This is a genomic window from Nocardia vulneris (assembly GCF_001613425.1).
GTDB classification, from domain to species: domain Bacteria; phylum Actinomycetota; class Actinomycetes; order Mycobacteriales; family Mycobacteriaceae; genus Nocardia; species Nocardia vulneris.
The window spans coordinates 1-24,658 of record NZ_BDCI01000013.1; the positions used below are offsets into that span (position 1 = coordinate 1).

General features: G+C 68.9%; 20 protein-coding genes. 2 read left to right on the plus strand and 18 right to left on the minus strand.

Annotated features, from left to right (window positions below):
- From NVU01S_RS15320 to NVU01S_RS15360, 9 genes are all read right to left on the minus strand, one after another.
- The coding region (locus NVU01S_RS15320) for a hypothetical protein (protein ID WP_218023629.1) at window positions 1–313 on the minus strand (313 nt) is incomplete at its 3' end.
- Between the two features lie 226 nt (window positions 314–539).
- Window positions 540–1,016 (minus strand): hypothetical protein, encoded by a 477-nt coding sequence (locus NVU01S_RS15325; protein ID WP_043674049.1) that lies wholly within the window; start codon window positions 1,014–1,016, stop codon window positions 540–542.
- A 235-nt stretch (window positions 1,017–1,251) separates the two neighbouring features.
- Window positions 1,252–2,568 (minus strand): MFS transporter, encoded by a 1,317-nt coding sequence (locus tag NVU01S_RS15330; RefSeq protein WP_052280823.1) that lies wholly within the window; start codon window positions 2,566–2,568, stop codon window positions 1,252–1,254.
- A gap of 291 nt (window positions 2,569–2,859) precedes the next feature.
- The gene (locus tag NVU01S_RS15335; RefSeq protein WP_052280822.1) at window positions 2,860–4,293 is read right to left on the minus strand and encodes a nitrilase-related carbon-nitrogen hydrolase; all 1,434 of its coding nucleotides are present in this window, start codon (window positions 4,291–4,293) and stop codon (window positions 2,860–2,862) included.
- Window positions 4,294–4,376: 83 nt separating this feature from the next.
- Entirely contained in the window at window positions 4,377–5,039 is a 663-nt protein-coding gene (locus tag NVU01S_RS15340; RefSeq protein ID WP_043674043.1) for a response regulator, read from the minus strand.
- Window positions 5,036–6,175 carry a sensor histidine kinase gene (locus NVU01S_RS15345; protein WP_156161683.1) on the minus strand — a complete coding sequence of 380 codons (1,140 nt, stop codon included), beginning with the start codon at window positions 6,173–6,175 and terminating at the stop codon, window positions 5,036–5,038. The genes NVU01S_RS15340 and NVU01S_RS15345 overlap by 4 nt, the downstream gene beginning before the upstream one ends.
- 89 nt (window positions 6,176–6,264) lie before the next feature.
- A complete protein-coding gene (locus tag NVU01S_RS15350; protein ID WP_043674037.1) occupies window positions 6,265–7,026 on the minus strand; it encodes an SDR family oxidoreductase in 762 nt (253 codons plus the stop codon).
- 161 nt (window positions 7,027–7,187) lie between these two features.
- Entirely contained in the window at window positions 7,188–7,559 is a 372-nt protein-coding gene (locus tag NVU01S_RS15355) for an SUKH-4 family immunity protein (protein ID WP_043674034.1), read from the minus strand.
- Between the two features lie 109 nt (window positions 7,560–7,668).
- Window positions 7,669–8,235 carry a TetR/AcrR family transcriptional regulator gene (locus NVU01S_RS15360; RefSeq protein ID WP_043674030.1) on the minus strand — a complete coding sequence of 189 codons (567 nt, stop codon included), beginning with the start codon at window positions 8,233–8,235 and terminating at the stop codon, window positions 7,669–7,671.
- A gap of 116 nt (window positions 8,236–8,351) precedes the next feature.
- Between NVU01S_RS15360 and NVU01S_RS15365 the strand changes: the two genes are divergently transcribed.
- Window positions 8,352–8,789: a DoxX family protein gene (locus tag NVU01S_RS15365; RefSeq protein WP_043674026.1), complete on the plus strand. Its 438-nt coding sequence runs from the start codon at window positions 8,352–8,354 to the stop codon at window positions 8,787–8,789.
- A gap of 62 nt (window positions 8,790–8,851) precedes the next feature.
- On the opposite strand, the gene NVU01S_RS15370 is transcribed toward NVU01S_RS15365, so the two are convergent.
- Genes NVU01S_RS15370 through NVU01S_RS15400 form a run of 7 tightly spaced genes read right to left on the minus strand, consistent with a single transcriptional unit; the run spans window position 8,852 to window position 21,996 of the window.
- The gene (locus NVU01S_RS15370) at window positions 8,852–9,661 is read right to left on the minus strand and encodes an SDR family NAD(P)-dependent oxidoreductase (protein WP_052280821.1); all 810 of its coding nucleotides are present in this window, start codon (window positions 9,659–9,661) and stop codon (window positions 8,852–8,854) included.
- A 9-nt stretch (window positions 9,662–9,670) separates the two neighbouring features.
- Window positions 9,671–10,636 (minus strand): DUF1702 family protein, encoded by a 966-nt coding sequence (locus NVU01S_RS15375; protein ID WP_043674019.1) that lies wholly within the window; start codon window positions 10,634–10,636, stop codon window positions 9,671–9,673.
- An 18-nt stretch (window positions 10,637–10,654) separates the two neighbouring features.
- The gene (locus NVU01S_RS15380) at window positions 10,655–11,149 is read right to left on the minus strand and encodes a flavin reductase family protein (protein WP_043674010.1); all 495 of its coding nucleotides are present in this window, start codon (window positions 11,147–11,149) and stop codon (window positions 10,655–10,657) included.
- A complete protein-coding gene (locus NVU01S_RS15385) occupies window positions 11,146–12,246 on the minus strand; it encodes an RnfABCDGE type electron transport complex subunit D (RefSeq protein WP_052280820.1) in 1,101 nt (366 codons plus the stop codon). The genes NVU01S_RS15380 and NVU01S_RS15385 overlap by 4 nt, the downstream gene beginning before the upstream one ends.
- Entirely contained in the window at window positions 12,246–14,243 is a 1,998-nt protein-coding gene (locus NVU01S_RS15390) for a CRTAC1 family protein (RefSeq protein ID WP_043674002.1), read from the minus strand. The genes NVU01S_RS15385 and NVU01S_RS15390 overlap by 1 nt, the downstream gene beginning before the upstream one ends.
- Before the next feature lie 2 nt (window positions 14,244–14,245).
- Entirely contained in the window at window positions 14,246–15,667 is a 1,422-nt protein-coding gene (locus NVU01S_RS15395) for an aminotransferase class I/II-fold pyridoxal phosphate-dependent enzyme (RefSeq protein WP_043673999.1), read from the minus strand.
- The gene (locus NVU01S_RS15400) at window positions 15,664–21,996 is read right to left on the minus strand and encodes a type I polyketide synthase (RefSeq protein ID WP_043673997.1); all 6,333 of its coding nucleotides are present in this window, start codon (window positions 21,994–21,996) and stop codon (window positions 15,664–15,666) included. Before NVU01S_RS15400 ends, NVU01S_RS15395 begins: the two co-directional genes overlap by 4 nt.
- 457 nt (window positions 21,997–22,453) lie before the next feature.
- On the opposite strand from NVU01S_RS15400, the gene NVU01S_RS15405 reads away from it, so the two are divergent.
- A complete protein-coding gene (locus tag NVU01S_RS15405) occupies window positions 22,454–23,002 on the plus strand; it encodes an ester cyclase (protein ID WP_043673995.1) in 549 nt (182 codons plus the stop codon).
- Between the two features lie 15 nt (window positions 23,003–23,017).
- Here NVU01S_RS15405 and NVU01S_RS15410 read toward each other — a convergent pair whose 3' ends face one another.
- Both NVU01S_RS15410 and NVU01S_RS15415 read right to left on the minus strand, forming a co-directional pair.
- The gene (locus NVU01S_RS15410; protein ID WP_043673993.1) at window positions 23,018–23,746 is read right to left on the minus strand and encodes a TetR/AcrR family transcriptional regulator; all 729 of its coding nucleotides are present in this window, start codon (window positions 23,744–23,746) and stop codon (window positions 23,018–23,020) included.
- Window positions 23,747–24,243: 497 nt separating this feature from the next.
- Window positions 24,244–24,645: a PaaI family thioesterase gene (locus tag NVU01S_RS15415; RefSeq protein ID WP_043673991.1), complete on the minus strand. Its 402-nt coding sequence runs from the start codon at window positions 24,643–24,645 to the stop codon at window positions 24,244–24,246.
- Between the last annotated feature and the right edge of the window lie 13 nt (window positions 24,646–24,658).

The following is a 24,658-nucleotide window of genomic DNA, read 5'->3' on the forward strand; positions in this document are numbered from 1 at the left end:
GCGCTTGTGCGCCGCCCTGCAGGGTGCCGCCGTCGGGGCCGACTTGCGCGCCGCCGTTCGCGCCCGCGCCGGGCGCTTGTGCGCCGCCCTGCAGGGTGCCGCCGTTCGGGCCGACCTGTGCGCCGCCGTTCGCACCCGCCCCGCCCGGTGCCTGCGCACCGCCTTGCGCGGTACCGCCCTGCGGGCCGACTTGTGCGCCGCCCTGCGCACCGGGGGCTGCGCCCGGCCCGGGCTGAACGGCCCCGGCGACGCCGGTGAATATGAGTGATACGGCTACACCAGCAGCCGCCGCCGATCCGATCATGCGTTTCATGTAAAGCCCCTTCTCGTATCGAAGTGGTACATGCGTACGTGCTGATCAAACGTTCAACACGATAGTGGCTCAGATCACTATGAGCAAAACCGGTCGGTATGAAACGCGGAAAAGTCACCGAATCGGTGTCGAAGACAAACGTCGCCGCCGGGTGCACACCCGGCGGCGACGCTGGTTGATTCCGCGCGGTACCGCGCGGAACGGATCGTCTATCGATAGTGTCCGGTCATTCGGCCTTCTTGCCGGATCCGTTCTTTTCCGTGCCGCCGCTCTTCTCGGCGCCGCCGCTCTTCGGGGTTGCGCCCTTGCTGTCGGATCCACCGCTGCGCTGTGCGCCGCCGTTGGGTGCCGTGCTCATGCCGTCTTGGGTGCCGTTGCCGGTACCGCTCTGGTCCGGGCACCCTGGCGCGTCAGCGCTGCCGTTGTCGTCGGTGGGCTGCGCGATCGGAGCTTTCGCGCTGCCGCTGTCCAGCATGCCGGTCAGCGGATCGGAGGTGCCGCTCGGCTGGGCGCCGGACTGGTGGTTGCCGGTGCCGTCGGCGGGGACGTCGCCCGATTGCGGGCTCGTGCCTTGCTTGCACTGCTCGGTCGTCGGCGGTTCGGCGCCCGGCCCGGGCTCGAACGCGTACGCCCCGGCGGCGCCGGAGAACAGCAGGGCTGCGGCCGCACCGGCGGCGACCGCGGTTCCTAGCTTGCAAATCATGTGTAGCCCCTTCTCTGATCGAAGTGGTACATCTGCGTGGATATCAAACGTTCAACACGCTAGTGCGGGCGCGCGGTGATCGGCGATAACCACCGGTACCGCTGGCAAGTCCGCATGATTCGGGTGTTTATCGGGGGCTACCGCAATTCCGCGGGAATTGACCGGCGCGGAAAACAGGAGATGACCGAGGCGAAAATCGAGAATCGCCTAGGCCATTTCCGTGTGCTCGTTCGGGTCAGGGCGCCAGCGCGGCTCCCCCGGGTCCGGCGGGGATGATGGCCGGCGCGTCCTCGCCCGCGTCGGGTACTTCGGTGCCGCGCAGCGAGGTGCCCGCGGTTTCGCGCAGGAAGCACCAGGCGACCAGGCCGATCAGGCTGGCGCCGATCATGTACGCGGCCGGGAACAGCGACCAGCCGGTCGACTCGATGGCGGCCTCGTTGACCAGCGGAGCGGTGCCACCGAAGGCGGCAGTGGAGACGTTGTAGGCCAGCGCGAAACCCGCGTAGCGCACCTGGGTCGGGAAGATGGCGGGGAAGGTCGAGCTGATCGTCGACAACTGGGGGACGTACAGCAGGCCGAGCACGATGAATCCGATGATCGCCCACGCGGTGCCCTGGCCCATCAGCCAGTACATGGGCAGCGCCAGTACCGCCAGACCGACCAGCGAGAACAACCACATCGGGCGGCGCCCGACCCGATCGGACAGGCGGCCGAAGAACGGCAGCGTGACCATCATGACCGTCTGGCCGATCAGCATCATCGCGGTGGTGCCGGATTCGCTGATGCCGATGGTCTTCTGCAGGTAGGTCGGCTGGTAGGTGAGCAGCGTGTAGTTGACGACGTTGAGCGCGACGACGAGCCCGCCCAGCGTGAGCAGTTCTCGCCGGTAGGTGGTGACGAGTTCGCGCAGCCCGCGCAGGCCGCCGGGCCGATGCTCCTGATCGGTCTGCTCGGCGACCTCGGCGACCTCGGTGAACACCGGGCTCTCGTCGAGCCGCGATCGCAGATACCAGCCGACCAGCCCGAGCGGGACGGCCAGCAGGAACGGGATGCGCCAACCCCAGTCGTGCATCGCGTCGGAGCCGATGGCGAGCTGGCAGGCGAGCACCGTGGCCGAACCGCCGACGAAGCCGGCGAGCGTGCCGAATTCCAGGAAGCTGCCCAGGAAACCGCGGCGTTTGTCGGATGCGCATTCGGCCAGATACGTTGCGGCGCCGCCGTATTCACCACCGGTCGAGAAGCCCTGCACGACCCGCAGGCCGATGAGCAGGATCGGGGCGAATACGCCAACGCTGCTGTGTGTCGGCAGGATGCCGATGGCGCCGGTAGCCGCGGCCATCAGCAGGATCGTCGTGGCCAGCACGGCTTTGCGGCCGATCCGGTCACCGAGCGGTCCCCACACCATGCCGCCGAGCGGGCGCAGCACGAAGGAGACGGCGAAGCCGAGCATGGTGCCGAGTGTGCCGAGTTCACCGGGAAAGAAGGCATCGGTGAGGTAAGTCGCGGTAGCCGCGTAGACGCCGTAGTCGAACCATTCGGTGGCATTGCCCATCGCGGACGCGGCGACCGATCGCCGTAACGGAAAACTCTCCGGTTTCTGATCAGTCACTGCATTTCCTCTCCAGTCCGCGGACGGACGTTGACCTCGCTTCCAACCTCCGGGGTCCTGACAACCAGAGACTGGGCACGAAATAGACCGATACCCAGGTTTCAACCAGCGCAAACAGGCGGTGCCGCGGGCGGATTCGGTCCGCGGGCGGCGTGACCTGCGACGAAGGGGGTTGCAGTGTCAATGGTCACAGAACGATAACGGTCTGTGTGCTCGTGGTTTCCAGCGGGCGCATCAACTCCGCAGATCTGTGCGCGACGCACCGGCTTTTCGACCTCCGGCCGCCGCGGCGAGGGTGCCGGCGCACATCGCGACGCAGACCCAGCCGAACCAGTTTCCGAACCGCGCGTACATCGTGGACCCTTCGGCCAGCGGTATCCGTGCGAATACGGTGCGCGTGACGCCGACGTCGGTGCGCGCGGCGGCGCGAACCCGGCCGCGGCTGTCGCTGGCCACCAACTCGCCGAGTTGCGGCGCCCGGGCTACGCCGAGCCCGGCTTCGACGCCGCGCAGCACGGCCATCCGGCTGTGCAGCCAATAGTCGTCGGTGAAGTCGAGCGCGGGCACCAGCAGTAGCCGCGCACCGCGGCGCTGGTTCGCCCGGACCAGATCGGGATGGTCGAGGTCGTAACAGATGGCCAGAGCCCATGGTCGGCCGGGCACCTGCTGCCACTGGGTGCCCGGCCGGTGCTCGTCCTCCAGGCCGGGGATCAGGAAGTGTTTGGCGTAGCGCACGCCGGACGGGAAGTCGATGGCGGCGTTGTAGCTGGTGCCGCCGGTGGTCAGGATCAGGCCGGCGATCACGTGGATGTCGCGTCGGCGGGACACCTCGGTCAGCGGTTCGGCGAGCAGCGCGAGCGTGGCATCGTCGGCCCGCCAGGACTTTTCGGGCAGCACCACGACCTCGGCCCCGCGATCGGCGAGCTGCTCGATCTCGCGAACGGCACGGGAGACCATCGCGCGCCCTTCCGCGGAATCCACGGGGACGTATTCCGGCGGCTGCGTCACCGCGACCAAACCCACGGCGACCGTGTCGGTTCCGGGCGTCGCGGCCAGTCGCCAGCAGCCGAACGCGAACAATGCGACCACACCGGCAGATACCGCTGCCGTCGTGCGAAGGCGCTGTGCCCGAGTGATTTCCGGTGCGCAGAGAACAGCGAGCGCAGCAGCCGGCAGCAGCATCAGGAACGTGATGCCCCAGACGCCGGTGAGCGAGGCCGTCTGGATCAGGGGCAGCAGGTCGGCCTGACTGTAGGCGATACTCCACCAGGCGCCGAACGGACCTGCCACCGCCAGCAGGAATTCCACGGCCGCCCACCCCGCGGGCAGTGCCAGCACCGCGAAACCCGCTCGCCCGCGCAGCAACAGCGCACGGGTGAGCACGACGACGCCGCCGAACAGCACGGTGGTCCCGCCGAGCAGCAGGGCCGTCACAGGGGCCGGTTGTTCCAGCGTGTCGAGGAAATAGGGCCACAGCTGGGCTACCACGCCGAGCCAGGACAAGGCGCCGGCCAGGAAGGCCGCTGCGGCGGACACCCGCGGGACGAGCAGCAGCACCGGTAGCGGCGCGAGGATGGCCAGTCCGGGCAGCGGCCGTAAGCCGGTGCCGAGATGCCAGAGCAGTGCGGAGGCCGAGGTCGCCAGTGCGGCGAGCAGAAAACGTTTCACCCCATGAATATTCGAGCTGCGCGGGGTGGGGCACATCGCCGAGACGAGCGGTCTGCGACTCACTCCTATGGCGGAGCACGCGGTCAGCGGCGCCCGCCCGGCACCACCAGTCCGGCCTCGTAGGCGAACACCACCGCCTGCGCCCGATCCCGCAGGCCGAGTTTCGAGAGCACCGAGCTGACATGCGTTTTCACCGTGTGCTCGCTGACCGTCAGCGCCGCCGCCAGCTCCGCGTTCGACAGCCCGCGCGCCAGCTCGCGCAACGTATCCCGTTCGCGTTCGGTCAGCTCGTCGAGGCGCCGGGTCAGCTCGGGCCGCGGGCTGCCGCGGTGACTCAGCTCGGCGATCAGGCGCCGGGTCACGGTGGGCGCCAGCAGCGCCTCGCCCGCGTTCACCACGCGCACCGCGTCGATCAGCTCCTCGCGGCGCAGATCCTTCAGCAGGAACCCGCTGGCGCCGGCGTGTAGTGCGTCGTAGACATACTCGTCGAGATCGAACATGGTCAGTACCAACACTTTCGCTGAGGTTCGGGCGCAGATGCGCCGGGTCGCGGCGACGCCGTCCAGCCGCGGCATGCGCACATCCATGACCACCACGTCGGGGGCGAGCGACTGCGCCTTGTCGATCGCTTCCAGACCGTCGGCGGCCTCGCCGACCACCGTGATGCCGGGGTCTGCGTCGAGGATCAGGCGGAACGCCGCACGGAACAGGTCCTGGTCGTCGACTACGAGTACACGCATGCTCAACCCCGTTGTCCGAGTGGAAGTTCGGCGTCCACCGCGAAGCCGTCCACGCCGCGTCCGTGCCGCAGCGTGCCGCCGGAGCCGGTGACCCGCTCGCGCATGCCGAGTAGTCCGTATCCGGGCTGGGAAACGCTCGCGAAACCTGCGCCATCGTCCGAAACACGCACGGTGAGTGCGTGATCCGACCAGCGCAGCAGCACGCGCACGCGGCTGGCCCGCGCGTGCTTCGCCGTGTTGGTCAGCGCCTCCTGCACTACCCGGTACGCGGTGACCGCGACCTCGTCGGCGATCGCGCGGCGCGGCCCGTCCTCGTCCAGCTCCGCACTGAGACCCGTGCGTTCGGACAGTGCGACGAGGTCGGCGATCGCCTCGATACCGGGTTGATGCGGTGGGTCGGCCGTGTCGCCGCGCAGCGCGCCCAACGAGCGTCGAAGCTGGTGTACCGCACCGCGACCGGTTTCCGCGATGCCGCCGAAGATCGCGTCGGCGCGGGCCGGGTCGGTGCCGGTGAACAGGGGACCGGTCTCGGCCTGCACGATCATCGAACCCACCGAATGGGTGATGATGTCGTGCATGTCGCGCGCGATGCGCAGGCGTTCACGGTCCAATGCCGCGCCGCGTTCCTCTTCGAGCCTGCGGGCGCGCTCCTCGAGCATCTCGATCTGCGTCCGGCGGGCGCGCACCCCGGTGCCGAGCGCCCACGCCGTGAGGAAGGACATGGCCGCGTAGGCGTATGAGTCGGGGCTCTCGTCGGGGATGATCAGCGACAGCAGGATGCCGGCCGCGCCCGCGACGAAGGCTACGTGCCGTCGGCCGGGCGGGCTGTAGGCCGCGATGGTGTAGGCGCAGACGATGGTGCCGTACGGCAGCGCGGGCATCGCGTGTGCGCAGGCGAGCAACGTGATCGCCGGGCCGACGATCAAGAACGTCGGCACGGGCGCGCGCCGCCGCCACCACACCGGCACGGACGCGAGGACCGAGAGCAGCACGACCCACCAGGGCTGCCGCGCCAGCACCGTCGGACCGACACTCGCCACGGTGACCACCGCGGTCAAGCCGAAATCGACCGCGCCGCCCGGCAATCGCTCGAGCATCCGCCGGGTCGTCTCGTCGACGGCCGACCTCACGTTCCTGCGCACAGCGATCAGTGTGGGCCGCGCCCGGCCCGCACCGCCTCACCCTCCGGATTGATCCGCGCCTCCCCCTTACGGATGAGTCGCCGCAGCGCTCAGCCCACGTGTTCGGCGAGGAACTGCTCCCAGGTCCGCGCACCGAGCCGAGTCCCGTCGAAGGTCAGGTTCGCGCCGACCCGATAGGCCTTGCCCGCCTTGCCGGGCAGATACACCGGCAGGAGCAACCGTCGTTTACCGGTGGCCCGCAGATAGTCGCGGACCACATCACCCAGTCCGTAGACGGTCGGCCCGGCGAGGTCCGCGACCAGTCCGGCCGGTTCCGCCTGCACCAACTGCACCAGCCGCACGGCGACATCGCGGACGTCGACCGGTTGCAGCCGCATGCCTCCCGGAATCGGTACCACCGGCAGCTTCGCCAGCGCGCGCACCGCGGTGAGCGCCAGATCGTGGAACTGCGCTGCGCGCAACGTGGTCCACGGCACGCCCGACTCGGCGATGATCCGTTCCGACTCGGCCTTGGCCCGGTAGTAGCCGAGCGGAATCGCGTCGGCGGCGATCACCGAGATGTACACCAGGTGCCGCACCCCGGCTCGCGCCGCCGCGTCCAGCAGGTTCGCGGTGACCACCTCGTCGCCCTTCGGTCCGCCGGCCAGATGCAGCACCACGTCGACGCCGACGACCGCGGCGGCGACCCCTGTGCCGGTCAGCAGATCGCCGGTCACGTACTGGATTCCCGCCGCGGGCTCCTGTGCGTTCCGGCTCAGTAGCCGCACCTCGGCCCCGGCCGCCACCAGCAGCGGAACCACCTGTCGCCCCAACGTCCCGGTGCCACCGGTAACCAGAATCGTGCCGGTCATGATCTCGTCCTGTCTCTGCGCGGCTGCTTATAGAGATGACGAGACAGGCGCGCCGAATGTGACAGGTGAGACCGGGATCACGGCGGCCGCTGGTTGCCGGGTGCGACGCTCGAATGCGTTTCCCGGCAAAGGGTTCGAGAAACGATGCCCGGCGTCGCGAGTCAGCTGGGCCAGGTCTCCTCGACGATGAGGGTTCCGTTCTGGACGGCGGCGGCGTGGTGTCCGGCGACCACGTCGGGCGGGTAGGTCGGCCACAGGGTGATCGCACCGGAGGCTTTGTCGATGGTGCTCACGGTGCCGCCGATCGGCAGTGGCCCCGGCGGCGTGCGGGATTCGGTGGGCGCCGGGGGCGCGAAGGTGGCCACGACGACGAAACAGCTGTCGAACTCGGTGATCCGGTTGGTGACGCCGCGCCCGGCGTCCTCGTCGAAAGCCAGGTAGCGCTCGGCGAGTCGCTGCGCTTCGGCGAGGGTCACCGGGGTGGTGCACTCGGTCGGGTAAGCATGGATGTCCATCGTGTCGACGGCGGCCACCGGTGTGGCGCCAGCTCCTTTCCGCAATCCTGCTGCCCCACTGTGCCGTACGGGCGCGGTGGTTGTTCACGTTGTCCGGGATTTGCTGTCCGGCGGGGAAGTTTGCCGGTCAGTCGAAGTGCACCGTGGCCAGCATCCGGCGGGCCAGCGTCTCGGGATCGGCGCCGGCGGCGAGACTCGAATTGTCCAGTGCCCCTTCCCGCCACAGCGCGGCGAAGCCGTGCACCAGCGACCAGGCGGCGAGCTGGGTCGACTGCTGGCGGTCGGCGTCGCCGGGGTGGATGGTGACGCTGCCGACGCGCAACGCCGCACCGGCCCGCAGCCGGGCTTCGGTCAAGCGCGGATCGTCGCCGCGTAACAGCGTGTGGCGGAACATCACGTCGAAATGGCCGGGATGCTCGCGCGCGAAACGGATGTAGGCGACGGCGACCTCGCGGAAGTCCGGCCCCGCGGCTTCCAGCGCGGTCCCGAGCAACTCGAAACCCTCGACCGCCAGCGCGGTCAGCACGCCCGCACGGTCGCCGAAATGATGCGCGGGCGCCGCGTGCGAGACCCCCGCCCGGCGGGCCAGTTCCCGCAGCGATACCGCGTCGACGCCGTCGCTCGCGATCTGCGCGGCGGCCGCGGCCAGGATGGTGGCCCGCAGATCGCCGTGGTGGTAGCCGGTTTTCGCCATGTCTCGATGGTGCCCGAGAATCTAGTCATTGACAAGTTTGCAGGGCCGTCCTAATCTTTCCACTGTCAAGATTGGGCGCGGGCAGCTGATCCAGCGCAAGACATGGAGGAGGCCTGATGGCACCGCTGATCGTTCTCGTCGTCATCACCGCAGTGGCTCGGCTCGTCGGTGGACTGGCCGGACCCGAGTGGCTCGATTCGTGGCCGCACGCCACCGCGCTCGGCCTCGCGGCGATGTTCGTGCTCACCGCCAGTGCGCACTTCCTGTCACCGCGGCGCGAAGCCCTGATCGTCATGGTGCCGCCGCAACTGCCCGGCCCGGCTGCGCTGGTCACGCTCACCGGCGTACTGGAACTGCTGGGGGCGGCCGGGCTGCTCATCCCGGCCACCGCGCGTCTCGCCGCGGTGGCGCTGATCGCGATGATGGTCCTGATGTTCCCGGCCAATATCCGAGCGGCCAAGGCGGACACCGGTATCAAGACCATGCCGCTGCCGCTGCGCGCGGTGGTCCAGCTGGTCTTCATCGGCGCGCTGAGCATCGTGCTCTTCGGCTGACCGGGACGCAAGCCCGTCCGCGCGGCGAAGGTGCTGGCGCGGACGGGCTTTCGGTGCCGGGTTCAGCCGGCGAGCCGGGCCTTCGCGATGGTGCGTCGCAGGAACGGCCGCGCGAGATCCTCGGGCAGGTTCGCCCAGGCCAGGAAGAACCGGGTCAGCGGATCGAGCGCGATGTGGTGTCGCCCGCGGGTCAAGCCGCGCACCGCCGCCTCGGCCACCCGATCCGCGGACATCGGCCGAATGGATCCGGTGATCGCCTTGGTCTCCACCGGTTTACGGACGTTCTCCTTGGCCAGGCCGGGGGTATCGGTGTCCGCCGGATAGATGACCGTCACCCCGATACCGGCCGGTTCGGCCTCGTAGCGCAGGCACAGCGCCAGCTGCCGGATGCTCGCCTTGGTCGGCCCGTAGCCGCTGTAGCCCGCGATGCCGAGGAACGCCGCGGTGGAGCTGACCAGAAGCACCTTGCCACAGGCCCTTTCGGTCATGCCGGGCAGCACACAGCGCACCGCGTGCACCGCGCCCAGATAGTTCGCGGCCATCTGCACTTCGAATTCGCCGTGGTCGACCTCGAGGAACCGGCCGGGCAGGGTGAGCCCGGCGCAGCAGGCGAGCGCCGCGCACGGGCCGTGCTTGTGCTCCAATTCGGTGATGGCCGAAGCGAGTTGCTCCCGGTGCGTGACGTCGGCGACCGCCCAGTCCCCGCCGATACGCTGCGCGGTGTCGCGCAGCGGCACCTTGCGCCGGGCGATGACGGAGACCGCCGCGCCCCGGCGGGCGAACGCGGCGGCCACCGCCGCGCCGATGCCCTCCGACCCGCCGGTCACGATGACATGCCTGCCGACCCACTGCGTGTCGCTGCGACCGGGCATCGACGATCCTCAGGCCCGGCTCGCGGTGACGATCTCGGCGATCCGATCCCGCCAGCGCAGATACGTCGCCGACGTCCCGTCCGCGGGCAGGTCGCGCAGCGAATCCGTCATCAGCGCATCGGTTTCCGCGACGGAATGCCCGCAGAAGACCCGCGCCGCCGCCTCGGTGTGCTCGTTGGTGCTGTTGGTCTGCTGCCGGATCTTGGTGACCATCGCGCAGCCCAACGCCACCTGCGGCCGGTACCGGCCGGAGATCTCCCAGACCGCGTCCAGCTCCGCCGGTTCGACGCCGCCCGCGAAGGTCACCGCGATGCCGATACCGCTCCACAGGTCGGCCTGCCGCGGCTCGGCGAAACCGCCGACGAGTTCGGCCACCCGGCCCGGCGTCCCGCCGCCGATGAACCACAGCGCCCGGCCGAGGCCGTTGTCCGCGATGCGCCGCAGATTCGCCCGCTCGCCCATCCAGCGTGGATAGCGATTGTCGATGTACTGGCGATCCACGTAGCGCGCCTTCTGGAAGAACGCCTTATAGAAGCCGTAGCCGTCGACCGCGAGCCACCGGAACAGCGGATGCTGCGGAAAGAGCTTCTTCCACCGGGGTTTCGGGATCTTCGCCAGCGCGAGCCCGACTCCGACGACCATGGTGAGGTCGTGCATCTTCGAGTCCGGCCCGGCGATCAGGTCGGCGGCCCGGTGCCCCGGGGAAAGCGAATCGATGGCGGTGAGGCCGACCGCGGCGCCCTCGTAGGCGAAGCCGCGGTACTTCGGCGGCACCTGGGCGAGCTGGGTGATCAGTTCGGCATTGCCGGAACTGCGCACCGCCTTGTCGATGCCGCCGATCAGGTGCATGGTCACCTGCTCCAGTTCCAGCGCGGCGTGCGGGTTCGACTTCTCGAAGCCCTGCATGACCGAACGCACACTGGCCGGACCGGGAACGAACAAGGCCGAGCGGATCGGGCCCAAAGGTGAAGGCATGACAGGGTTCTCCGTTCGTCAGGGAAGGAAGGGGCGATAGCCGCCGTCGTAGAAGGCCAGTGCCCCGACCGCGGCGACGTCGGGGTGGCGCTCGGCGTGCACGACCTCGCCGATGACGATGCTGTGGTCACCGCAGTCGTGGCTGGCGTCGAGCTTGCATTCCAGACCCGCCACCGTTCCGGTGAGCAGTGGCGCGCCGGTGTGCGGGCCCGCGTACCAGTCCAGCTGCCGGAACTGTGCCGTGCCATCGGGTCTCGCCGAATCCGCGAAGTAGCGGGCCAGCACCTCCTGGTCGGCCGAGAGCACCGAGACGGCGAACGCGCCCGCCTCCTGGATCGCCCGATGCAACCTGGCGGTGTGCGCGACGCACACCAGAATCAGCGGCGGATCCAGCGACACGGAGGTGAACGCATTGGCGGTCATCCCGTGCGGCCGTGGCCATCCCGTGGTGATCACCGTGACGCCGGTGGTGAACGCGCCGAGCACGCGGCGCAGCTCGGCGCTGCCGGTCATGGTCGTACGGCCTCCTTTTCCGGTGCGGTTCTTACGGTTTGGCCGGCCACCTCGACGAGCACGGGTGCGGCGGGCTCGGTCAGGGGCACCGACCGTTGCCGCCACCACCCGACGAGACCGCGGCCCCACCAGTACGCGCCGCGGGCACCGCAGGTGAGCACCAGCGCGAAGAACAGCCCGTAGGAGATGTGCAGCTGGGTGACGACGCCGTAGAGCAGGCCGACCGAGGCGCCGAACATCCACTGGTACTTCTTGCCCATCGGCGTGGTGCCGGGGTCGGTGACCATGTAGTTGGTGAACAGGACGAACGCCAGGCCCGTCATCATGGACAGCGCGGCCAGGGTGGACGTGTTCGGGTCGAACACCCCGCGCACCACCGCCTGCAGCACGAACGCCGCCAGCCAGGCGAAGATCAGCGGCATCTTGCCGGTCAGTTTGGCATTCAGCATGGTGCCGCTGAACAGCAGCGCGATCACGATGAGCGCGTCGGCCGGACCCGAGATGTACTCCACGAAGTGGTACGGCGGCGCGACCGCGATCATCGGGAAGACCAGGATGGCCACCACGATGCCGAAGTTCGACGGATTCATGAAATGCCGCATCCGGCCGTTGATCTCGGCGCGCAGCACCCACTTGGCACCCACCGCCACCGTGACACCGAAGATCACCGGCCACAGCCGATCGTGCGCGAACACCAGAAAGTTGAAGGCCAGGCCGGTGATGTGCGCGGGCAGCAGGAACTCGAACATCCCGCGCGGACCGCGGCCCATGAACGCGGGAGCGCGGTGATAGGCCCACGCAGCAAGGACTTCCAGTCCGATCTCCACGGAGTACGCGGTGGCGAGCGCGACGAACGGCCAGAGGAAGGGCTGCTCGAACCCGAGCAGGGGAAAGCCGACCAGGTTGAAGATGGTGATCGAGATGGCGAAGTTGCGCAGCGCGAGATACCGCTTGTCCTTCGCCGGGGCGGGTGTCTGTACCCACTCCTTCGCGAACTCGGAGCCCGAACGTTGCAGCGCGGCAATGCGTTCGGAGGCATTGGGCGGGTGCCCGCCGCCGTTCGCCGCGCCGGGGTCTGGGTTTTCGTTCCCGCTCATCACTTGACCTCCTGAGCGTTCGAGGTGAGGCTCACCGTGTGCCGGCCGGGCGTGAGCTGGATGGTTTGTTCGTGCGGCGCACCGGAGCTGTCGCGCCAGCAGAGCCGGACGTGCAGCGGTGTGTTCGGATCGACGTCGCCGAGGCCGAGGTGTACTTCCGTGGCGCGTTTTCCGGTGTGACCACTGCCGCCGTCGAGATGGGCGGCGTGGATCCTGCCGTCCGGCGTACGCACCTCGACCCGGGCGTCGATGGCGGGCACGCCGAGCACCGGCAGCCCGGCGATGGTGGTCGCGGGGGAGCCCGGTGCGGTCGGCTTGACCAGCTGCAGCCCCAGGTACCGGCCGTTGTCCGCCCGATTGTTGTGGTAGAAGGTCGGATCCGCCCACTGCCTGGCCACCGCGAAGCTCAGCGCGCCGGTGCCCGTGGTGTCGCCGACAGCGATGCCGCGTGACGGGATCGGCTGATCCAGGCCGAGCGCGTGGGTGAGGTTGGCGAACTTGCCGTTCGCGTCCTGGCTGAAGAAGCCCACCGGATCGCTGCCGGACAGGTCCGCGCCGGGTCCTATGATCGGCCACGCCTGCGGATACTTCACCAGGTCGTCGTTCATGGTGCCGGCTTCCTGGATCTGTGCCCACCGGTTGGTGTCGCCCTTGATCATGCCGGTGGCCTGGACCACCTCGTTGCGACCGTCGTTGTCGAAGTCGTCGATCTTCGCGTCCCAACCCCAAGTTTCCCAAGCCAATCCGACATCGGGGGCGCGATTCTCGAACGGGGCCACGCCGTTGCCCAGCGCGGCCGCGGCAGCGGCGGTGTCCTTCGCGGTGTTGTACCAGGCGAAGTGGCCCTCCATCAGGGCGAAGCGAGCGGCGATATTGCTGACGAACAGATCGGGCAGCCCGTCTCCGTTCAGGTCGCCGAAATCGGCGGCCATCCCTTTGTTCGAATCATGGCCCATCACATAGGATTTCGGATCGGTGAGGCCGCGCCGCCCTTCGGCGTAACCGAACCGGATGTCACCGGGCTTCGACTTGTTGACGAACATCCGGTCCTTGCCGAAGTCGTTGGCCACGTACAGTTCCGGCAGTTGGTCGCCGGTCAGGTCGGTGGCCGCGGCGGCGAGTACCCACCCGGTGGCCTTACCGATCGGGAAGGGGTGGTCCACCTCTCGATAGTCGACCGACGGATCCGGGCCGGACCTGGCGCTGTGCAAGGTGAAGATGTGATTGCCACCGCCGTTGAGCGCGTTGGAGAACGAATCGGTCATCCACAGCGCCATCCGGCCGTCCTGCTTCAGCACGTCCATATCGGGGAAGTAGTTGCCGATGAAGATGTCGGTGGTGCCGTTGCCGTCGAAGTCCGCGACGGCGACCGCGGCGGTGATCCAGCGGGGCCCGTGATATCCGCCGTCCTGGGTATCGGGTACCGGTACCAGGTCGATCGGCCGAAAGGTCTTGGCGTCCAGTCTCGTCGCATCGGCTCGTTGCAGCAGGACGATCGGGGTGCGGCCGTAGAAATGCACCAGCAGGTCGGTCCGGCCGTCGGAGTTGTAGTCACCGGGCACGCATCCCGACGGCACGGTGGCGTCGTCCACCCGCAACGGCGCCCAGTCCAGGACGAAGGGCTGGTAGCGACGCGTATCGCTGTCCGGCGTCGGCGTGAGATAGACCTTGTCCGAACGGACGTCGACCATGCACAGGTCGTCGGCGAGCCGGTTGCCGTCGATATCGTTCAGCGCGGCGGCCGCGCCGACCGAGGAGATCCAGGCCGAGAGGTTCTCGTACGGTGTGCGCACCTCGCGGATCGTGCGGTCGGTGCGTACCCCGTCGGGGATCGCGATCGGCATGGGGGTGAAGTCGAACCGGCTCGCGATCGGCCCGCCCGCCTGGTCGTGCGTGGGCAGCAGCGCGCTGCGGGCGGGGATGAACAACGCGCCCATCAGCAGCAGGGCGACGGCGGGCACGACGGCCTTGCGCAGGAGCGATCTTTGGATGGGCATCTTCACGAGGTCTCCTCCTGGAAGAGAGTGGCTTGCTGTCCTGCCGTGGCCGCGAGTCCGTCGAGCACGTCGCGCAGCGTCACCAGCGCCCGGTCGAGTTGTTCCGTGGTGTGCCGGCAATTGACGAAGAACCGCAGCCGGGCCTCGCCCGCGGGCACGGTGGGATGGGAGATGGCGTTGACGCTGAAGTCGCGCTGCAACATGGCGACCGCGCCGAGCACCGCGGGCTCGTCGGCGCCGGTGATGATCGGCGTGATCGGCGTGCCCTCGGAAGTGCCGGTGTCGAAACCGCTTTCGCGCGCCCGGCGGTGGAAGTAGCGGGCATTGTGTTGCAGCGCGGCCACCCGTTCCGGTTCGTCGCGCAGCACCGCGAGGCTTTCCAGTGCCGCCGCGACGGCGGCGGGTGCGGGTGCGGCGGTGTACATGCTCAAGCCGCCCGCCACGTACTTGAAACCGTCGACCAGTTCCCGGTTTCCGGCGAGATAGCCGCCGACGCTGCCGATCGCCTTGGACAGGGTGCCCATCCAGACGTCCACCGCGTCGCCGGGCAGATCGAACAGTTCGCGCACGCCGAGCCCGCGGGCGCCGAGCACGCCGAACGAATGCGCCTCGTCGATCATGATCGAGCAGTGGTATTTCCGTGCCACCTCGATGATCTCGGGCAATCGGACCACATCGCCGTCCATGCTGTAGACGCCCTCGACCAGGACGAGCGCCCGGTCGAAGCTGCGCCGCGACATCTTCAGGATCGCCTCGAGCGACTCGGGATCGTTGTGCCGGAAGTTGACCCGCTTGCACCGCGCCCACTCGGTACCCGCCACCATGCTGTTGTGGATCAGCGAGTCGCAGATCGCGAGATCCCTTTTGCCGAGCAGGAATCCGATCGCCGCCGCGTTGGTGAGGTACCCGCTCGCGGTGATGATCGCGGCCTCGGTGTCGTAGGTGTCCGCGAGTTCCTGTTCCAGCTCGCCGTAGAGCGGCAATTCGCCCGCGACGATGCGGACCGCGGCGGCCGAGGTGCCGTACCGGTCGATGGCCGCCTTGGCGGCCTGGCGCACCCGCGGTGACGCCGCCAGGTCGAGGTAGCCGAAACTGCTGAAGTTCACCACGTCCCGGTTCGCCATCCGGGTGACGGCACCGTTGACGCCCTCGTGCGGCAGGTAGTACGGATTCGGCAGGTCCATCTGTTCGAGCCACTTGTCGAAGCGGCCGAAGCGCCGCTCGGCCTCGAGTACCCCGGGGTGGTCGCGGAAGGAGGTCGTCGTCCGGTCCGCCTTGCCGTTGCCGTGCGCGGTATCCGATTGCCCGGCAACAATATTCGGCCCGCATCCGGTGCCCGCGTCGCCGTTCTCCGCGCCGCTGTCACCGTGCTTGGCCAGTAGCGCGCGGGCGAGCTCGCGCGCCTCGTTCTGATCGATGGTCATTCCGTATCGCTCCTCGCCATGCGCTGTTCCTCCTGCGCGATCTGTTCTGCCAACCGGGCGCCGAGACCGCGCAGCGTCAGCCCGATCGCGGCCAGCACCGACAGCTGTGTCCCGAGCACCTTCACCACCCGGGCGCCGAATTCCATGCCCATCAACGAGTCCATGCCGAGGTCGGGCAGCGGGGTGTCCAGGTCCACCGTGTCCGCGCCCACCCCGAGCACCACGGCGAGCTGCTCGACGAGCAGATACGCCACCACTTCGCCGCGTTGTTCCGCGCCGAGCTCCAGGATCTCGGCACGCAGCGCGCCGACCCCTGATGTGCCGCCCGCGGCGGTGACCAGCTCGGCGAATCGCGGGGTGCGCGCGGACGGACGATGCACGGTGGCCCACTGCGCCCAGTCCACGTCGATCAGCGCGAGCTGCGGGAGGCCGAGGCGCAGGCAGTCGTGCAGCTGTTCGGTCGCGGTGTCCATCGCCACCGACCGGTAGCCGGTGAGTTCGGCGTAGCGGGTGATCGCCTCGTAGTCGGCCATGCCGCCGCCCGCCATGAAGCCCCAGTTCACCGCCAGCGCCGCCGCACCGCGGGCCCGCCGCGCGCCTGCCAGCGCGTCCAGCACCGAATTGGCTGCGGCATAACCGGATTGCGGACTGATGCCGACGATGCTGCTGGCCGAGGAGAACAGCACGAAGTAGTCCAGGTCGATCCCGGCCGCGGTGAGCGCGCCGTCCAGGTGCAGCGCGCCGGCCACCTTCGGCGCGAAGACGGCGTCGAGCGAGGCCAAGGTGACCTGGGTGATCTCCAGGTTGTTGACCACCCCCGCGGCATGGAAGACACCGCGCAACGGATGCGCGGCAGGGCTGCTGCGCTCGATCAAGGCGGCTACGGCCGCGTAATCGGCTACATCCACCCGTTCTTCCACCACCGTGACACCGGCGGCGGCGAACTCCGCCAGCGCGTCGCAGGCGGCCGGGGTGCTCGCTCCGCCGCGGCCGACGAGCACCAGCCGGCGCGCGCCCGTGCGTACCAGCCAGCGGGCGGTGGCGAGACCGAACGCGCCGAAGCCGCCGGTCACCAGGTACGTGGCGGTCGCATCGATGGACACCTCGGGCACTTTCGGCCGCACCATGGGCCGTTGCGCGCGCAGGTCCAGCACGATCCGCCCGATCTGGGCGGAGCGCACGACGGATTCGAAGGCCTGGGCCACCTCGTCCGGCCCGAACGCGGTGTAGGGCAACGCCTTGTAGATCTCCGTGTCGAGGGCATGGATGACCCGCTCGGACGTGGTGCGCACCAGTTCCGGGCGGTGCGCGAGGGCGCGGTCGACGTCGACGGCGAAGAACGACACATTGCGGTCGAACGGCCGCAGATCGAGCGCGCCGCCGGTGTAGATATCGGCCTTGCCGAGTTCGATGATCCGGCCGAATTCGCCGACCACGCGCAGGTTTTGGTGCAGGATCTCGCCCGGGGCGGAGCTGTACACCACGTCGACGCCGCGACCGCCGGTCAGTCGCAGTACGTCCTCGACGAAATCGACCGACCGGGAGTCGAAGACGTCCTGCGCGCCCATGGCACCGGCCACGGCGCGCCGCTCGGCGGTGCTTGCGGTGGCGAGCACGCGCGCGCCCATCCGTCGCGCGACCTGTACCGCCGCCATGCCCATGCCGCCGGCCGCGCCGTGCACGAGCACCGTCTCGCCCGGGCGCAACCTGGCCAGTTCACCCAGCGTGAATTCGGCGGTGAGCAGCGGCAATGCGGAGCTGCAGTGGCAGGGGTCGAATTCCTTGTCGCGATTGATGTCCATGCGCTGCGTCGCGCCGTCGTCGGGGCGGATGGTGAGGTAGCGGGTCAGCATGCCGCGGCTGCACAGCGACATCAGGTCGCCGGGCACGACCTCGGTGACGCCGGGACCGACCCGGACCACCTCGCCCGCGCCCTCCATCCCTACCTCGACGCCGAAATACGTTCCGGCCAGCTCCTTTTCGGTCAGTACGCCGAGAATCTTGAGCGGATCCTTGTAGTTCAAGCCGACGGCGTCCACCCGGATCTCCACCTCGCCGGGACCGGGCGCGACCCGCTCGACCGCGCGCCAGGACAGTTCCGACAGCAGCCGGGAGCGCGGGATCTCCAGGCGGAAGGAGGATTCCGGGTCGAGCGGGCGGGCGACGTCCCAGGTCGCCAGCTGGTCGCGCAGGGTGTGGCGCAGGTGCATGGCCCAGCACGCACCCGCGCGCAGGGCGACCTCGTCGGCGCGGGCCGCGAGCGGGTCACCGGCGAAGACCTGCGCGATGACCTCGCTCGCCGGGGTCTGCGCCGCGGCGTCCACCAGCCGCCACTGCGCCTGGGGCAGCTCGTTGAGCAGGGTGCGCCGCGCACCGGTCAGGGCCGCGTGCGGAAGGTTCGCGTGCCGGTCCACCGGTAGGCAGAACGCATGCTCGGTCACCACGATGGCGCGCAGTTCCGGTGGGGCGTCGGTGTTCTCGGCGAACAACCGGCTGATCGCCTGGGCGGCCAGGACGAGTGCGTAGACGTTGTGCACGGGGTCGAGTTCCGAATTCGCCACCAGCACTACGCGGCTCTGCGCGACGCCGGGACGCTCGTGCGCCGCCCGCAGCAGATCGAGCAGCCGATCCGCCGCGGTCTCGTCCTCGGTGCCGAGGGTGCACAGGTCGCTCGAGCTGCGCACGGCGGCCAGCTCTTTGGCGCGCTGGGAAACTGTGCTGCCCAGGCTGAGCACCAGCAGGTACTCGGCGTCGGTACCGGTGTCGGTATCGACGCCGGTGTCGTCCACGATCGACCAGACCGGCTCGTAGAACACCTGGTCCAACTGTTCGACCCGGTCCTGCCGGGCCGAGATCCGCGCGAACCGCACCCCCGCCAGGCTCAGCGCGACCCGGCCCGTCGCGTCGGCGAGATGGATATCGGCGCGCAGCGGATCGTCCGGGGCGCGCGAAACCCGTACCCGCACTTCGTCGTCCGGCAGCGGCGCGGACCAGCGGACCGACGCGACGGCGGCGGGCACGACGACCACGGGCGCGTCCCCGGCCGATCGCGCGGACAGCGCGGCGAAGCACTGCAGGGCGGCGTCGATGACGGCCGGATGCACCAGGTGCGGCAGCGCCGGGATCGAAACCTGCGGCAGGACCGTGAGATCGAGCCGCGCCAGCACGCCGTCCACACCGACGTGCGCGGAGCGCACCAGACGGAACGACGGCCCGTACGCGAGGCCGTGCTCGGCCAGTCCCGCGTAGAGCAGGTCGACGGGTATGTCGACGACGTCGGCCGGTGCCGCGACGTCGACGGTCCGCGGTGTCCCGTCCGCCTCGACCAGCCGGCCGACAGCGTTGACGGTCCAGGTGGTGTCCGCCGCGGCGCGGGAGCGGACGGTGAACCGATGGGTGGTCTCCTCGACCGTCAGCCGCACGACGGGCACGTCGTGCGCGTCCACGATCAGCGGTGCGGCGAACTCGACCCCCTCCAGGCCGAACGAGGTGCGGCCGGTGCGCACCGCGACGGCGCTCAGCGCGGCATCCAGGTACGCGGCCCCGGGCAGCACCACCGAGCCCTCGACCACGTGGTCACGCAGCCACGGCAGGGTGGTGACCGACAGCTGTACTTCCCATTCCGGCGCCGACGCGCCGGTGCGCTCGCCCAGCATCGCGTATCCCGCGGTGGCGCCGAAGCGGTCGTGTCGCGTCGCGGGATCCTCGGTCCACAGCGTGCGGCGCTGCCACGGATACCTCGGCAGATCCAGGTGCTCGACGGGCATATCCGCGGCACCCGGTGCGCGCGAAACATCCGATACACCGGCGCGATACAGGTCGCCGACCACGCGACGCAGACTGTCCACGTCCGCGCGGTCGCGCGACAACGTGCTGAGCGCCGCGCCGGACAGGCCGCGTTGGGTGAGCGCCTCGCGAATATTGCCGCGCAGCACCGGGTGCGGTCCGATCTCGAGGAACACCGGATTGCCCGCCTCGAGCAAACCGCCGATGGCGGCCGCGAAGCGCACCGGTTCGCGCACGTTACGGCACCAGTACTCGCGACCCCACGCCGTGCCCGCCAGCTCCGTGCCGGTCACGGTGGACCACAGCGGGATTCGGGTCGCGGTCGGGCGCAGCCCGGCGAGGACGGACCGGAGTTCGTCCAGAATCGGGTCCATGAGATGGCTGTGGTACGGCACCTCCACCCGCAGTGGCTTCGCGAAAACATCTGCGGCGGTGAGGCTTTCCTGCAGCTGCGCCAGTACGCCGAGATCGCCCGCCAGGGTGACCGCGGTCGCGGAGTTGACCGCGGCCACGCAGACCCCGTCGAGGTCTTCGATCCGGCGCAGCACCGCTTCCTCGGGCAGTCCCACGGCGAGCATGCCGCCGCGACCCGCCGTGGTCGCCTGCAGCCGCGACCGGTGGTAGCTGACCAGCAGCGCGTCGTGCAGCGACAACGCACCGGAGACGTAGGCGGCGCTCACCTCGCCGACGCTGTGGCCCACCACCGCGCGGGGGCGGATGCCGAGTTCGGCCAGTTCCGCAGTGAGCGCGGCCTGCACCAGGAAGTTCGCGGGTTGCGCGAAGGCGGTACCGGTGATCCGCGAATCCGCCTCGTCGCGTAGCAGTTCCGCGACGATCGACCATTCGGCCATCGGCCGGAACACCGCGTCGATCTCGTGTGCGACCGCGGCGAACCGGCCACCGGCCCGCAGCAGGCCGCGGCCCATGCCCCACCACTGCGGCCCCATGCCGCTGTAGACGAAGACCGGGTCGGTGCCGAGATCGGCCGGCGCCCGGCTCACGGTCTGCCCACCGCCGCTCGCGAATTCGGTCAGCTGGGCCCGCAGATCGGCGCCGTCGCGATAGGCGAACGCGACGCGCAGCGGGTGGTGGGCTCGTCGCGCCCACGCCGCCTCGGTGAGCAGTGCGGTGGCGGTGGTCTCGGCGAGTGCACCGATCGATCCGGCCAGCTCGCGTAGCGCCGTTTCGTTGCGGGCGGACAGCGACAGGACCGGAACCGGTTGTGGTCGTGCGTATTTCGTCGGTAACGGAGCTGGGGCCTGTTCGAGGACGGCGTGGGCGTTGGTGCCGCCGTAGCCGAAGCTGTTGACCGCGACGACGGCCCGCCCGTCGATGCGTGGCAGCGGCGCGGGTTCGAGCGGCACCCGCAGGCGCAGTTCGTCGAATCTGATCTCCGGATTGGGTGTGTCCAGCCGGAATTGGGGCGCGATGGTCGCGTGGTGCAGGGTCAGGGCGGCTTTGATGACACCGGCGACGCCCGCGGCCGCCTCGGTATGACCGATGTTGTTCTTGACCGAGCCGACCGCCAGCGCGTCCGACCGGCCCGCGACGGCGCCGTAAACGGTACCGAGAGCGTTCATTTCGAGCGGATCACCGACGGCGGTGCCGGTGCCGTGCGCTTCCACGTAGCCGATCTGATGCGGTTCGACTTCCGCGAGGCGGTGCACCCGCCGCGCAAGTGTCTGCTGCGCCCGCGGATTGGGCACCGGGATGGCCAGGGTGCGTCCGTCCTGGTTCACGCCGCTGCCGCGCACGACCGCGTAGACGCGGTCGCCGTCGCGCAGCGCGACGTCGAGCGGTTTGAGCAGGATCGCCCCGGCGCCCTCACCACGCCCGTAGCCGTCGGCGGCCGCGTCGAAGGTCTTGCACCGGCCGTCGACGGAGAGGAAGCGGCCCTTGCACATCGAGATGTACGCCTCCGGGCGCAGCATCGCGTTCGCCCCGCCGACCAGCGCGGCCATGCACTCGCCCGCCTCCAGCGCGAGCACCGCCTGGTGCAGCGCGACCAGCGAGGACGAGCAGGCGGTGTCGATGGTGAGGGTGGGGCCGAGCAGGTCGAGCAGAAAGGCGATGCGGGCCGACAGCAGGGTGTGCGACGCGCTCGTGGGGCTGTGGCTGTTGATCGCGGCGCGGGCCAGTGCTCCGCTGCGCACCAGCGCGTTGTCGTTCATGAACCCGCCGACGAAGACGCCGACCTCGCGTCCGCTCACCCGGCCCGCCATGCCCGCGTCGTCGAGCGCCTCCCAGGCCACCTCGAGCAGCAGCCGCTGCTGGGGGTCCATGATGGCCGCCTCGCGCGGCGAGATGCCGAAGAAGTCGGCGTCGAAGTCCCACAGCGACCGGGTCAGGAATCCGCCGTGCCGCACATACATCCGGCCGGGGGCAGCCGGGTCCGGGTCGTAGAACTTGGCCAGGCTCCACCGGTCCGGCGGCACCTCGATGATCCCATCGCCTTTGTGCAGGACCAGATCCCAGAAACTGGCCGGGTCGTCGATTCCCCCGGGGAATCGGCACCCTATGCCGACTATTGCTATAGCAGACATGCAAAAGTCCTTGGCTGTCGCGACTTCGAATTCCGCGCAGCGGACCGGCAATTTCTCGGTCGTGCCGCCGAAACGTTGTGAAAGACACCGGAATAATGCGCCCGCCGAGCGTGGTAATCAGCCGCGTCGTCCGGTGTGAAGGTGGTTCCGTGGTAGGAGTGCTGTGTCCAACCATGGTAGGAGAGTCGCTCGGCGACGGTCAACAAGTAGTCGCGGGCAGTCGCGAAATGCCTTGTCATGGACCCGAAATGGTGCCACATGACCTGTATGACGCCATTATTCTGCTGTTATTACAGGGTTATGCCGGAGCGCTCCGCGGACATGACGATGTTATCGGAGCGAATGACGTTGTTATGGCCGACATTCGGCGGCGAAGAATACGTAAACGATTGCCCACAGGTCGAATTGGATGGCTATGCTGAGGGCGCGAATCAGAGTCGGCGAAAGGCGTTGCGTCATGGATCCGTACCGCACCGGGGAGTTCCGCGTCGAGCCCGAGGCCGAGACGATCGCGAGCGCGGCCTGGCTGGCCGAGTTCACGCAGGGCTACATCGCGGGCTGGAACGGCGGTGACAGCGCCGCGGTCGGGAAGTGCGCCACGGAGGACACCGTCTGGTACGACCCGTCGCTCGGCCGGCGCGCAGCCGGTCGCACCGCGGTCGAGGAATTCGTCGCGGACACGGTGCGATCGTTCCCGGATGTGGCCTATACCAATCCTTTTCCGCCGGTGCTCGCCGCGGACGGCAAACTGGCGGTGGTGCCGTGGCGGATGACCGGCACCCACCTCGGTCCGATCGAGCCGCCCGGGTTCGCCGCCACCGGCAAGAAGATCGATCTGCTGGTGGTCGACCTCTGGCAGTTCCGGGCGGGGCTCATCTGGCGCAGTCAGTCGAGCTGGGATCTCACCGAAATGTTGTTGCAGCTCGGGCTGATGCCGCCCCGGGGCAGCACCGCCGAACGCGCGATGGCCCGCGCGCAGCGGGTACGGTCCCGGCTGCCGTTCTGAGCGGCCGGGCGCCGTTCAGTCGACCGCGGTGAACCGTTCCATCGCCTCGATCACCGAGCGCCCGATCTCGTCCAGCTGCGCGCCCATGCCGATGAGCAAGTTCATGATCGCGGGCACCAGTACCTCGAGCAGCCCCTCGTCGCCGAGGTGTCCGGCCATTTCCAGCTGGACGAAGCCGAACAGGCCCATCCACAGCTGCGCGGCGGCGGAGCGCACATCGGGGGTGTCGATCAGGTGGGCCTCGTGTGCCCGGCGCACCGTGTCGACCACGTGATCGAACGTCTCCTGATAGTGCTCGAACTCCGAATCGTTCTCGGCGACAAGTACATTGCCGCGATTTATGGTCATATCGATGCGCTGCGACCCGGTGCCGAACATCAGTTGGAACAGTTCGGGCCTGCGCTGTGCCTCGTCCCGGAAGACCAGTCCGAGCACCAGCAGATCCGTGATCGGATCGTCGGTCATATCGAATTCGTCCATCCGAGCGCCGAGCAGCGCGAAACCCGCCGACCCTGCCGCGCGGATGAGCCCGGCCATGCCGCCGAAGTTGGAGTACACCGCCATCGTCGAGACGCCGCACATGCTGGATACCCGGCGCACGGTCAGCGCGTGCAGACCCTGGGTGGACACCACCTCGACGGTTGCGTCGATGAGCCGATCGCGCAGCGCGGTGGTGAGCGGATCCGGTGAATGATCCAGCGGCGTGGCGAGTTCCGCAGTCCCTGCGGGTATACGTTCGTTCATCGCATCCGTTCGTGGCCGCGGGCGGGACTGGGCAGACAGTGGCGGCAGCAAGTCCGGACCGAACGGTGACGGTGCGTGGTTGCCGGAATGTCGAACGAGATTCGCTGTCGGATTACTCGCCCGCTGGGGCGAGAAGTCGTCGTTCGCGCACGGAAATTTCCGAGCACAGTGCGAGTTACGGGAAAGGGGGAGAGCTGCGGTGGCAGGTTTCGCGGGGGATCGGCACCCGGTGGAGCGCCTTTCGGAACCCGAGGATCGGCACTGAATCTCTAGGTGACAAAGTGTAACATCAACCTGAGCTATCCGAGATGCTTTGTGTCATTCCGTATTTCGTGGATAGTTTGCCGAATGGTTTGTGAGGCTTGACAATGGTGCGTTCCGGCGGGGCGTGGCACGTCACAGCTTCCTGCCCGAATTGTCGGCCTCTGCGTCGCGGGCATTCCGCATATCATCTGCTGTTCGTGCATCGGGGTCGGCTGCTCGCCGATAGTGCGCGCCTACAGCACCGCCTGCGTTTGCGTCACCTTGGCGACGAGTTTTCCGGCGTCGTCGCGTATTTCGGTTTCGACGACAATGAACGAGCGGCCCGCGTGCAGCGGCGTGGCCGAGGCGGTGGCATAGCCGGAGCGGACCGCGCGCAGGAAGTTCGTCTTGGATTCGACGGTGGTCGTGCCCTGCTTGCCCTCGGGCAGGTTCAGATAGGCGCACACCGCACCCGTCGCGTCGGCCAGCGACATCAACACCCCGCCGTGCACGACACCGCCCAGGGTGCACAGCGATTCGTCCCAGGCGAGACGGCTGCGCACCAGGGCGGGACCGTGCTCGAGCACCTCGATGCCGAGCCGCTCGGTGAACGGCATGGTCTGGTGGAAGAGCATGGTGCCCGTCTCGTCGATCATGGTGACGATCCTG